The following is a 10,612-nucleotide window of genomic DNA, read 5'->3' on the forward strand; positions in this document are numbered from 1 at the left end:
CACCTCCCCCAAGGGGGGAGGATTTCGGTGTTCGCATTTCTCCCCCCTTGGGGGAGGTGGCGCGGCGCAGAGCGCCGTGACGGAGGGGGCCTGTAAGGTTCAGCCCCGCACCACGTTCATGCAGTCGCGGACCCTCCCCCGCAAGCGAGGGAGGGTCTGGTCCTTATCAGTTCTGATAGACGTCGCCGGAGCCGGCGATTTCGCTGGTCAGCTTGGCGGGGCGGGTCGCCAGGCTGACGTCGCCGGAGCCCGCGATGCTGACCTGGACGTCGCCGGTGGGGGCGATGTCGGCGTCGCCGGAGCCGGCGATGTCGACCTTGGCGTCCTTGGCGTCCAGAGCCCGAAGATCGGCGTCGCCCGAGCCGGCGATGTCGAGGTCCAGGGCGTCGGTGCGGCCTGAGGCGGTGACATCGGCCGAACCCGAGATCGACAGGGCCATCGAGGGCTGGTCATAGCCGCTGATGTCCAGGTCGCCCGAGCCGTTGGAGGCGAAGCGGCGGACATTGGGCGCCGTGACGACGACGCGCAGTTCGTCGCGTTCCGACCGGGCGGAGAAGTTTCCGTTGTCCCAGCCGAACACGATCCGTTCGTCGCCGTCGCCCATGGACAGGCGGCCGTCCGTCAGGGTGACGCGGTCGGTCAGCCCCTTGGGCCCGGTGATGACCACGGTGTTGGCCGGCCCCTGGACGTATTCGACGTCGATGCTGGAATCGATGGTCAGGGCCTCGCCGCCGGTCCAGGCCAGGGTGCGGGTGGTGAAGGGGCCGAGATCGTCGGTCCCGCCGCCCCTGACCCGTTCGAAGCGGATCGACTCGCCGTCCCGGTCCTTGATGGTCCAGGCCCAGCCGTGGCGTTGCAGGTCGTGGCCGCCGAGGGCGATGGCCCCGCCCAGGGTGACCAGGCAGAGCACCAGGGCGGCGCCGGCGATGATGAACAGTGTGCGGATCATAGCGAGCCTCCCGTGCTCGTAGCGTCAGACTGGGCGTCGGATTGGGGTTCAAGCGCCGGCTTGAGCAGCCGGTAGTGCAGGCGGGCGAACCAGACGATCCCGTTGACCAGCCAGATGGTGACGATGGTCAGAAGGGCGCCGATGAAGACGGCCCCGGCCATCAGGCCCAGACCCATCAAGACCGCCGCGAACGGGCCGCCGGGGAAGCCGGCGAACGGACCGGCCACCATGACGCCGCCGCCCGAGATGAACAGGGCGATGGCGGCGATGAAGAAGCCGAAGAGGGTCCCGACCACGCCCATCAGAATGGGCAGGAGGATCAGGATGTCGACTGCCCCCAGGCCCAGGACCGCGAAGACGGCGGCGGCGGCGGCGGAGGGGTTCTTCTCCTGGCGCCAGCGCTGGATCCCGGCCTCGGCCTTCAGTTCGCGGGCCAGCCGGCCCGGATCGCCCAGGGCGGCGGCCACCTCGGCCTCGGTGCGGCCGGCGGCCAGGCCGTCGGCGAAATGGGTCTCATAGTCGGCGACGATGTCGGCCGCCGTGGCGGTCGGCAATCCGACCAGGCCGCTTCTGAGACGGGCGATGAATTCCGCGCGCGTCATTGTTCCGTTCCCTCCGGTTGAGCGTCGGCCGCCTGGGGCGCCGGCGTCTGGATCGTGGTTGCGTCGCTGGCCAGGACGGCGTCGACGGCTTGGGTGAAGGCCGACCATTCGGCGGTCTGGGCGGCGAGGGCCGTCCGTCCGGCGTCGGTCAGGCGATAGTATTTGCGGGACGGGCCGGACGAGGATTCGACCAGATAGGTCTCGACCTGTCCGTCCGACTGCATCCGCCGCATCAGGGGGTAGATGGTGCCTTCCCCCATATCGATCGCGTCCGACAGGCGGCTGGCGATCTCATAGGCGTAGCTGTCGGCCCGGTTCAGAAGCGCCAGGACGCACAATCCCAGAACCCCCTTCTTCAGCTGTATCTCGATGGTTTCGGTCACCTCGATGTCTCCTTTGATGGAGATTGAGTACGACAAGGTACCTTGCGACGCAAGGTACCTGTTTAAACATGACGAAGGTTTAATCCAACGGGGTTCGATGAGGGGGCGAACGGGTTTGGGGCGAGTTTGCGGCGGATGGAGCGCGGATCGCTTGGCAAGCGAAGGGCGATCCGATAGGGACTCAAGGAAGTGACGGGTGGAGAACATGCCCGCGCGAAGACTTGAGATTCGTTCTCAAGTCTCTGCTGAAAAACGATATTGTGGGGACTTCGTATGGGAATGGGGACGCGAGCCCTGGGAAGAGCGAAGGCAGGAGCGACGGCGGCGACGACAGCCGTCGGGATCGCACTGTTCTCCGCCGCGCCGACGTGGGCGCAGGATCTGATGGGCCAGCCGACGCCGGGCGGCATCGATCTTCAGCCGGCCGCCGCGCCGCTGAAGCACGACGCCATCTGGTTCCACGACATCGTCCTGATGCCTGTCATCACCGGCATCACCCTGCTGGTGCTGGGCCTGCTGGCCTGGATCGTGTTCCGCTACAACAAGAGATCCAATCCGACGCCCGCGCGCTGGAGCCACAACACCACGGTCGAGATCATCTGGACCGTTCTGCCGGTGGTGATCCTGGTGGGGATTTCGCTGTTCTCCTTCCGCCTGCTGTTCGCCTATCACGACATGCCGGAACCGGATCTGACGGTGAAGGTCACGGGCAACCAGTGGAACTGGGCCTATGAATATCCCGACCAGGGCGTGGCCGAATACATCTCCAACATGGTGCCGGAAGGCGAACTGGCCGAGCGCGGTCTGTCGCACGCCGTCTATCGCCTGGCGGCGGACGAGCCGATGGTGGTGCCGGTCGGCAAGACGGTGCGTCTGCTGATCACGGCGTCCGACGTCATCCACGCCGTGGCCCTGCCGGCCTTCGGCCTGAAGACCGACGCCGTGCCCGGCCGGGTCAACGAGACCTGGTTCAAGGCCGAGCGCACCGGCGTCTTCTACGGCCAGTGCTCGGAACTGTGCGGCGTCGATCACGCCTTCATGCCGATCCAGATCAATGTCGTGACCCAGGCCGAGTTCGAACGCTGGATCGCCTCCAAGGGCGGCTCCATGACGCCGAAGACGGCCGAGGCCGCGCCGGGCGGAACCGCCGCCCAGGTCGAGGCCGGCACGACCGGCGCCCCCGTGGTCGGGACGGCGACGGCCGGCCCCGAAGCCGGCGCCCAGACCGGCGTACCCACCGCCCAGACGGCGACGACGCCGACCGCGCAGACCGTTCAACCCGCTCCCGCCGCGGCCTCCGCCGCGCCGGCCGCCCAGTAAGAGGCGAGCAGTTACATGGCTGACGCAACCGTTTCGACCCGCGACGTCCTTCCCGCCCACGACGCTCACCACCACGACGATCACAAGGTGGGCTTCTTCACGCGCTGGTTCCTGTCCACCAATCACAAGGACATCGGCACCCTGTATCTGATGTTCGCCATCATGGCGGGCATCGTGGGCGGGGCGCTGTCGGGCCTGATCCGCTGGGAGCTGGCCGAGCCGGGAATCCAGATCTTCAAGGAAGGCTCGTCGATCCAGCTTCTGGGTCTCGTGGAGCAGTCCAAGCACGGCTATAATGCGGTGGTCACCGCCCACGCCCTGATCATGATCTTCTTCATGGTCATGCCCGCCATGATCGGCGGCTTCGGCAACTGGTTCGTGCCGATCATGATCGGGGCGCCGGACATGGCCTTCCCGCGCATGAACAACATCTCCTTCTGGCTGCTGGTCGCCGCCTGGTGCCTGTTGATCCTGTCGATGTTCGTCGACGGCGGGCCGGGCAAGGGCTTCGGCGGGGGCTGGACGGCCTATCCGCCCCTGTCGACGGTGGGCCACGTCGGCCCGGCCTTCGACCTGGCCATCTTCGCCCTGCACGTCGCGGGCGCCAGCTCCATCCTGGGGGCGATCAACTTCATCACCACCATCCTGAACATGCGCGCGCCGGGCATGACCCTGCACCGGATGCCGCTGTTCGCCTGGTCGGTGCTGATCACCGCCTTCCTGCTGCTGCTGTCGCTGCCCGTCCTGGCCGGCGCCATCACCATGCTGCTGACCGACCGCAACTTCGGCACCCACTTCTTCGATCCGGCCGGCGGCGGCGACCCGATCATGTACCAGCACCTGTTCTGGTTCTTCGGCCACCCGGAGGTCTACATCCTGATCCTGCCGGGCTTCGGCATCATCAGCCACATCGTCTCGACCTTCAGCCGCAAGCCGGTGTTCGGATACCTGGCCATGGCCTACGCCATGGTGGCCATCGGCTTCGTCGGCTTCGTCGTCTGGGCGCACCACATGTACACGGTCGGAATGAGCGTGAACCTGCGCGCCTATTTCATCGCCGCGACCATGATTATCGCCGTGCCGACCGGGGTGAAGATCTTCAGCTGGATCGCCACCATGTGGGGCGGGTCCATCAGCTTCAAGACGCCCATGCTGTGGGCCATCGGCTTCATCTTCCTGTTCACCGTCGGCGGGGTGACCGGCGTGGTCCTGTCGAACGCCGGCATCGATTACAGCCTGCACGACACCTATTACGTGGTGGCCCACTTCCACTATGTGCTGTCGCTGGGCGCCGTCTTCGCCATCTTCGCGGGCTTCTACTACTGGTTCGAGAAGATGTTCGGGGTGAAGTACAACGAGTTCCTGGGCGCGACCCATTTCTGGATCATGTTCGTGGGCGTGAACCTGGTGTTCTTCCCGCAGCATTTCCTGGGCCTGCAGGGGATGCCGCGCCGCTATATCGACTACCCGGACGCCTTCACCCTGTGGAACCAGATCTCGTCGATCGGTTACGCGATCACGGCCGTGGGGGTGCTGGTCTTCCTGGTCATGCTGGCCGAGGCCGCCATTCGCCGCCGGCCGGGCGTCGCCAATCCGTGGGGCGAGGGCGCCACGACCCTGGAATGGACCCTGTCCTCGCCGCCGCCGACCCACCAGTTCAACGAACTGCCGGTGGTCAAGGGCGACGAGCACTGATCCCGGGCTGACATCCCGAACGGCGGGCCGCTCTTTCCACGGAAGGGGCGGCCTTCTGCTTTGGGGTATGCTATGCGGCCCTCACCCATGACACCCGAACCCATGACCCAGGACGTCCAGACCCGCCCCGCGCTCTCGACCGCCCAGCCGGAAGACTTCTTCCAGCTGCTGAAGCCGCGCGTCATGTCTGTGGTGGTCTTCACCGCCGCGACCGGGCTGGTCATGGCGCCGGGATCGATGAACCCGCTGGTCGCCGCCATAGCCATCCTGTGCATCGCCGTGGGCGCGGGCGCCGCCGGGTCGCTGAACATGGCGCTGGAGGGCGAGACCGACGCACTGATGCGGCGCACGCGCGGTCGGCCGGTGGCGGCGGGACGCGTTCGCAAGAATGACGCCATGGCCTATGGCGTCATCCTCAGCCTGTTCTCGGTCATGCTGTTGGGGATGAACACCAACTGGTTCGCGGCCGGGCTGCTGGCCCTGACCATCGTCTATTACGCCGGCTTCTACACCCTGCTGCTGAAGCGCCGGACGCCGCAGAATATCGTCATCGGCGGGGCGGCGGGCGCCTTTCCGCCGGTGATCGGCTGGGCGGCGGCGACAGGCCAGGCGCCGTGGCAGGCCTGGCTGCTGTTCCTGATCATCTTCCTGTGGACCCCGCCGCACTCGTGGGCCCTGGCGCTGTATTCGGCCGGCGACTACGCCAAGGCGGGCATACCGATGATGCCGGTGGCGCGGGGGGCCAGGTCCACCCGGCTGCAGATCCTGATCTATTCGCTGGTCTTCGTGGCCTCGGCCGTGGCCCCGGCCCTGGTGGGCATGGGCGGGATGATCTACGCCGTGGTGTCGGTCGCCGGCGGCCTGGGCTTCCTGGGCCTGGCCTGGCGGCTGTACCGCTCGCGCGCCGGCGACGAGCCGGACAAGGCCGACACCGTGGGACGCGAGGCCGCATTGTATGATGTGAAGGTCCAGGCCAAACCGGCGCGTGACCTGTTCGCCTTTTCGATCCTGTATCTGGTCGCCCTGTTCTCGGCCCTCCTGGTCGAGGCGGTGGCGGGCCTGGGAGCCTGAACCATGCGTCTGAGCCCTGAGGAACTGCGCGCCCGCAAGCGCCGCAACGTCTGGATCGCGACGGCCCTGGTGGCCTTCATCGTCCTGGTCTTCACCACCACGGTCCTGCGCCTGCAACAGAACCAGGCGGCCGAGCGCGCCCTGTTGCAAGAGGCGACGGGGGCGCCGCGATGAACAATCCCGGCCGCAAGAACCTGATCGCCATCGTCTGCGTCCTGGGCGTGATGGGGATGACGGGCGCGGCCTTCGCGGCTGTGCCCCTGTACCGGATGTTCTGCCAGGTCACGGGCTTCGACGGCACGGTGCGCCGCGCCGAAAAGGCGCCGGACACGGTGCTGGACCAGACGGTGCTGGTGCGGTTCGACACAAACGTGCGCGGCCTGCCCATGACCTTCCGCGCCGAACAGACGACCCAAAGGGTGCGGATCGGCGAGACGGGCCTGGCCTATTTCGACGTCACCAACACCTCGGACCAGCCGATCCAGGTGCGGGCCGGGTACAATGTCGTGCCGGAATACACTGGCCCCTATTTCCAGAAGCTGCAATGCTTCTGCTTCTCGGATCAGACCCTGGCGGCGGGCGAGACGCGCCAATTCCCGGTCCAGTATTTCATCGCCCCCGAACTGGCCACGGACCGCGAAGCCAGGGGCGCGCGCGAGATCACCCTGAGCTACACCTTCTATCCGTCGGTCGATGCGCCGGCGGGACCGAACGCCTGAGTCCATGGCTCGACCGGGTGTGGATTTCCCCGGCGTGGGCTGCGGTCTCGTGATCCAGCGCGCCGACGGGCGGGTGCTGCTGTGCAAGCGGCTGAAGGCGCCTGAGGCGGGACACTGGAACATCGTCGGCGGCAAGGTCGATCACATGGAAATCTCCGCCGAGGCCGCGCGTCGCGAGGCCGAAGAGGAGAGCGGCCTGACGATCGGCGCGGTCGAGTTCCTGTGCGTGACCGAAGAGGTGATCGCGGCGGATCGCCAGCACTGGGTGTCGCTGATCTATCTGGCGCGCGACTTCGCCGGCGAGCCGTGGCTGACCGAGCCGGACAAGCTGTCGGAGATCGGCTGGTTCGCGCTGGATGATCTGCCGCAACCCTTGTCGGTGTTCTCGAAGACGGCCTTTGAGGCCCTGAAGGCGCGGGTGTAGCGCCGCAACCCCGTCACCCTCGGGCTCGTCCCGAGGGTCCACGCCTAATGCGATTACAAGCTGTGGAGTTTAGACACCGGACCCTCGCCCGACCTGAGGTGCGGCGGACAGGTGGACCCTCGGGACAAGCCCGAGGGTGACGCGTTTGGGAGCAGCCCGGAGATCGCGGCGGAAACACGGCGGCGCACTGGCGCGACGCAAAAGCGGCGGTTATAGCTGGGGGATAAGGCGAGTTCATCGCCAGCCCAATATAGAGATGAAACGCATGGCCGACGCGCACGCCGCTCCGCACCACGACTATCACCTCGTGCCGCCCAGTCCGTGGCCGCTGCTGTCGTCCATTGCGGCGACCATCATGTTCATCGGCGCCGTGATCTGGATGAAGGGGCTGGCGCCGGCCGAGAACGGGCCGATCGCCGCCAACTTCCTGGCCGAAGGCAAGCCGGGCGTCTTCTTCGCCGGTCTGGCGGGGGTGCTGCTGTCGGCCATCGGCTGGTGGTCGGACGTGATCAAGGAATCCAAGGCGGGCGACCATACGCCGGTCGTCTCGATCGGCCTGCGCTACGGCATGATCCTGTTCATCGCCTCGGAGGTGATGTTCTTCGTCGCCTTCTTCTGGATGTTCTTCGACATGGCCCTGTTCCATGAATCACGGGCCCTGACCCCGGAAGTCGGGACCTGGGCGGACACGGCCAAGGCCTGGTCGACCTGGCCGCCCAAGGGGGTCGAGGTCCTGTCGCCCTGGCAACTGCCGCTGCTGAACACCGTGACCCTGCTGCTGAGCGGCTGCACCGTCACCTGGGCCCACCACGCCATCCAGGTCGGCGACCGCAAGGGCGCCAAGATCGCCCTGATCATCACCGTGGCCCTCGGCGTCTTCTTCACCAGCGTTCAGGCCTATGAATACCAGCACATCCTGCACGAGCACCTGTTCTTCAATGAGGAAGCCGCCAACTCGGGCCTGTATGGGTCGATCTTCTTCATGGCGACCGGTTTCCACGGCTTCCACGTCCTGATCGGCACCATCTTCCTGGCGGTCTGCCTGATCCGTCTGCTGGCCGGCGACTTCACCCCGCAGAAGCATTTCGGCTTCGAGGCGGCGGCCTGGTACTGGCATTTCGTGGACGTGGTCTGGCTGTTCCTGTTCGCCTTCGTCTACGTCGTCTTCGGTTGATCCCGGACACCACCGACAAGATCGCGGCGGCGGGGGACGAGGGATCGTCTCCCGCCGTCGCCGTTTCCGCCGTGCGCGCGGGGCTGAAGGGGCGGTGCCCGCGCTGCGGCCAGGGGCGTCTGTTCGCCGGCTTCCTGAAGGTGCGGGCGGGATGCGAGGCCTGTGGGCTGGACTACGCCACCATCCAGACCGGCGACGGGCCGGCCAGTTTCATCATGCAGATCGCGGGCTTTCTGGTCGGGTTTTCGGCCCTGGTGGTCGAGATCAAATTCCATCCGCCCATGTGGCTGCACCTGATCGTCTGGCTGCCGTTGGTGGTGGCCCTGTCGCTGGCGCTGATGCGGCCGGGCCGGGGGCTGATGATCGGTTTGCAATACAGGAACCAGACATGAGGCGGTTTCCCTGGATATTGACCCTGCTGACGGTCGCGGCCCTGGTCCTGCTGATGGGGCTGGGCCTGTGGCAGGTCGAGCGGCTGAAGTGGAAAGAGGGGCTGATCGCGGCGTCCGAGGCGGCGGCGGCGAAACCGCCCGCGCCGCTGGATCAGGTGCTGGCGGCCGATCCGGACGGGGGCGATCTGGAGTTCCGCAAGGCGTTGATCGTCTGTCCGGGTCTGGCGACCGCGCCCTATGTCGAACTGCAGTCCATCCATGACGGCGTGGCGGGGGTGCGGCTGATCTCGGCCTGCCGGCCCGTCGATGCGGATTTCAGCCTGCTGATCGACCGGGGCTTCGTCGCCGACGAGATTTCAGGCCGGCCGCGCGTGGCGGAGTCCACCCTGCCGCTGGTGCTGATCGGCGAGTTCCGCCGCTTCGATCCGCCGGGCGGCATGACGCCGTCCCCGACGAACGGCCGCTTCTATGGCCGCGACACGGCGGCCATGGCCAAGGCCCTGAAGGTCCAGGGCCCGGTGCGGCCCGAGGCGGTGTTCGCCGTCAGCCCGACCAATCCCGAGTTCGGCGCCCTGAAGCCGTCCGCCCCGCCGGCGGCCTTTTCCAACAATCATTTCGGTTACGCCCTGACCTGGTTCGGGCTGGCGATTGTGCTGGCGGGCTTCTATGTGGCCCTGCTTCGAAGACGCCTGAAGAAAGACACCCCCTGACCGCCACCCTGCACACCCTGTCCAACGGCGTCCGCGTCATCTGCGACCCCATGCCCGGCCTGAAGACCCTGGCCGTCGTCGTCACCGTCAAGGGCGGGGCCCGGTGGGAGCCGGAGGATCGCTCCGGCTGGTCGCACCTGCTGGAGCATCTGGTGTTCAAGGGCGCCGGCGACATGGCCGCGCGCGAGATCGTCGAGCGGATCGAGGCCGAGGGCGGCACGATCAACGCCTCCACCGGCTATGAGCGGACCAGTTTCGAGGTGCGGGGGCTGGAGGGCACCCTGGCGCTGAACATGCAGGTGCTGTCGGACCTGGTGTTCCGGCCTGCCCTCGACCCCGCCGAGATCGAGCGCGAAAAGGACGTGGTGGCCCAGGAGATCGCCGAGGCCTTCGACACGCCCGACGACCATGTGTTCGAGATGGTGCAGACGCGGGCCTTCGCCGGCCAGCCGCTGGGGCGGCCGATCCTGGGCTCGGTCGACAGCCTGAAGCCGGCCGACAAGGCCAGCGTCGAGGCCTGGCGCGCGCGGCTCTATTCGCCCGACCGGATGGTGGTGTCGGCGTCCGGCGCGGTGGAGGAGGGCGAACTGCTGGCCCTGGCCGAGCGCTGGTTCGGCGACGCGGTGGCGACCCCGGTTCCGGCCCCGGCGCCGGCGGCCTTCGTCGGCGGGCATGCGACCCTGACGCGCAAGATCGAACAGGCCAATCTGGTGTTCCAGCTGCCGGCCCTGTCGGCGACCGATCCGGCCCTGTCGTCGATGCGGCTGTTCGGCGAGATCCTGGGCGGGGGCATGGCCTCGCGCCTGTTCCAGAGCGCGCGCGAGGAGCGGGGCCTGGCCTACGCCATCGACGCCTATCAGGAGCCTTACGAGGACACCGGGGTGCTGGGGATCTACGCCGGGGCGGCGGCGGATCGGGCCAGGGAACTGGCCCAGGTGGCGGCGGCCGAGGTGCGGGCCCTGGCCGAGACCGGGCCGACCGAGAAGGAGCTGTCGCGGGCCAAGGCGGTGATGAAGGCCGGGCTGTGGATGTCGGACGAGAACCCGATGAGCCGGGCAGGACGCAACGCGGCCCAGACCCTGATCTTCGGCGCGCCCCGGTCCAGCCTCTCCATGACCGAACAACTGGAGGCCCAGACGGTCGAGGCCGTGCGGGCGGTCGGCGGTCGGATGC

Annotated in this window: 13 protein-coding genes; 10 read left to right on the forward strand and 3 right to left on the reverse strand. The window is 67.4% G+C overall.

Annotated features, from left to right (window positions below; translation table 11 throughout):
- Window positions 1-166: 166 nt before the first annotated feature.
- The 3 genes from ER13_RS13240 to ER13_RS13250 are packed head-to-tail and all read right to left on the reverse strand — an operon-like array spanning window position 167 to window position 1,934.
- A complete protein-coding gene (locus tag ER13_RS13240) occupies window positions 167-949 on the reverse strand; it encodes a DUF2807 domain-containing protein (protein WP_035309938.1) in 783 nt (260 codons plus the stop codon).
- A complete protein-coding gene (locus tag ER13_RS13245; RefSeq protein ID WP_035309940.1) occupies window positions 946-1,551 on the reverse strand; it encodes a DUF1700 domain-containing protein in 606 nt (201 codons plus the stop codon). The genes ER13_RS13240 and ER13_RS13245 overlap by 4 nt, the downstream gene beginning before the upstream one ends.
- A complete protein-coding gene (locus ER13_RS13250) occupies window positions 1,548-1,934 on the reverse strand; it encodes a PadR family transcriptional regulator (RefSeq protein ID WP_035309943.1) in 387 nt (128 codons plus the stop codon). Before ER13_RS13250 ends, ER13_RS13245 begins: the two co-directional genes overlap by 4 nt.
- A gap of 273 nt (window positions 1,935-2,207) precedes the next feature.
- Here ER13_RS13250 and coxB point away from each other — a divergent pair, with 273 nt between their 5' ends.
- From coxB to ER13_RS13295, 10 genes are all read left to right on the forward strand, one after another.
- Window positions 2,208-3,254: a cytochrome c oxidase subunit II gene (gene coxB, locus ER13_RS13255; protein ID WP_197019792.1), complete on the forward strand. Its 1,047-nt coding sequence runs from the start codon at window positions 2,208-2,210 to the stop codon at window positions 3,252-3,254.
- Window positions 3,255-3,269: 15 nt separating this feature from the next.
- Complete coding sequence (gene ctaD / locus ER13_RS13260; protein ID WP_008263055.1) at window positions 3,270-4,949, forward strand: cytochrome c oxidase subunit I; 1,680 nt, start codon at window positions 3,270-3,272, stop codon at window positions 4,947-4,949.
- A gap of 87 nt (window positions 4,950-5,036) precedes the next feature.
- On the forward strand, window positions 5,037-6,020 hold the full coding sequence (cyoE, locus tag ER13_RS13265; RefSeq protein ID WP_052005105.1) for a heme o synthase: 984 nt from the start codon (window positions 5,037-5,039) through the stop codon (window positions 6,018-6,020).
- Between the two features lie 3 nt (window positions 6,021-6,023).
- Window positions 6,024-6,194 (forward strand): hypothetical protein, encoded by a 171-nt coding sequence (locus ER13_RS18730; protein WP_197019793.1) that lies wholly within the window; start codon window positions 6,024-6,026, stop codon window positions 6,192-6,194.
- The gene (locus ER13_RS13270; protein ID WP_035309949.1) at window positions 6,191-6,739 is read left to right on the forward strand and encodes a cytochrome c oxidase assembly protein; all 549 of its coding nucleotides are present in this window, start codon (window positions 6,191-6,193) and stop codon (window positions 6,737-6,739) included. The genes ER13_RS18730 and ER13_RS13270 overlap by 4 nt, the downstream gene beginning before the upstream one ends.
- Before the next feature lie 4 nt (window positions 6,740-6,743).
- Window positions 6,744-7,163, forward strand: coding sequence for an NUDIX domain-containing protein (locus ER13_RS13275; RefSeq protein ID WP_035309951.1), 420 nt, complete (start codon window positions 6,744-6,746; stop codon window positions 7,161-7,163).
- 265 nt (window positions 7,164-7,428) lie between these two features.
- Window positions 7,429-8,337 (forward strand): cytochrome c oxidase subunit 3, encoded by a 909-nt coding sequence (locus tag ER13_RS13280; protein WP_008260260.1) that lies wholly within the window; start codon window positions 7,429-7,431, stop codon window positions 8,335-8,337.
- Window positions 8,334-8,729 (forward strand): DUF983 domain-containing protein, encoded by a 396-nt coding sequence (locus ER13_RS13285; RefSeq protein ID WP_035309953.1) that lies wholly within the window; start codon window positions 8,334-8,336, stop codon window positions 8,727-8,729. Before ER13_RS13280 ends, ER13_RS13285 begins: the two co-directional genes overlap by 4 nt.
- Window positions 8,726-9,439 (forward strand): SURF1 family protein, encoded by a 714-nt coding sequence (locus ER13_RS13290; RefSeq protein ID WP_035309955.1) that lies wholly within the window; start codon window positions 8,726-8,728, stop codon window positions 9,437-9,439. Before ER13_RS13285 ends, ER13_RS13290 begins: the two co-directional genes overlap by 4 nt.
- Before the next feature lie 50 nt (window positions 9,440-9,489).
- Window positions 9,490-10,612: pitrilysin family protein (locus tag ER13_RS13295; RefSeq protein WP_052005106.1), on the forward strand; the 1,123-nt coding region annotated here is incomplete at its 3' end.

The sequence above is a fragment of the Brevundimonas sp. EAKA genome (assembly GCF_000698025.1).
Classification (GTDB): Bacteria; Pseudomonadota; Alphaproteobacteria; order Caulobacterales; family Caulobacteraceae; genus Brevundimonas; species Brevundimonas mediterranea_A.

What these genes read in the sequence shown, in the direction of transcription:
- ER13_RS13270 (WP_035309949.1), top strand. Translation starts at nt 6,191, where the DNA reads ATGAACAATCCCGGCCGCAAGAACCTGATCGCCATCGTCTGCGTCCTG.
- cyoE (WP_052005105.1), top strand. Translation starts at nt 5,037, where the DNA reads ATGACACCCGAACCCATGACCCAGGACGTCCAGACCCGCCCCGCGCTC.
- ER13_RS13280 (WP_008260260.1), top strand. Translation starts at nt 7,429, where the DNA reads ATGGCCGACGCGCACGCCGCTCCGCACCACGACTATCACCTCGTGCCG.
- ctaD (WP_008263055.1), top strand. Translation starts at nt 3,270, where the DNA reads ATGGCTGACGCAACCGTTTCGACCCGCGACGTCCTTCCCGCCCACGAC.
- ER13_RS18730 (WP_197019793.1), top strand. Translation starts at nt 6,024, where the DNA reads ATGCGTCTGAGCCCTGAGGAACTGCGCGCCCGCAAGCGCCGCAACGTC.
- ER13_RS13240 (WP_035309938.1), bottom strand. Translation starts at nt 949, where the DNA reads ATGATCCGCACACTGTTCATCATCGCCGGCGCCGCCCTGGTGCTCTGC.
- ER13_RS13275 (WP_035309951.1), top strand. Translation starts at nt 6,744, where the DNA reads ATGGCTCGACCGGGTGTGGATTTCCCCGGCGTGGGCTGCGGTCTCGTG.
- ER13_RS13245 (WP_035309940.1), bottom strand. Translation starts at nt 1,551, where the DNA reads ATGACGCGCGCGGAATTCATCGCCCGTCTCAGAAGCGGCCTGGTCGGA.
- coxB (WP_197019792.1), top strand. Translation starts at nt 2,208, where the DNA reads ATGGGAATGGGGACGCGAGCCCTGGGAAGAGCGAAGGCAGGAGCGACG.
- ER13_RS13290 (WP_035309955.1), top strand. Translation starts at nt 8,726, where the DNA reads ATGAGGCGGTTTCCCTGGATATTGACCCTGCTGACGGTCGCGGCCCTG.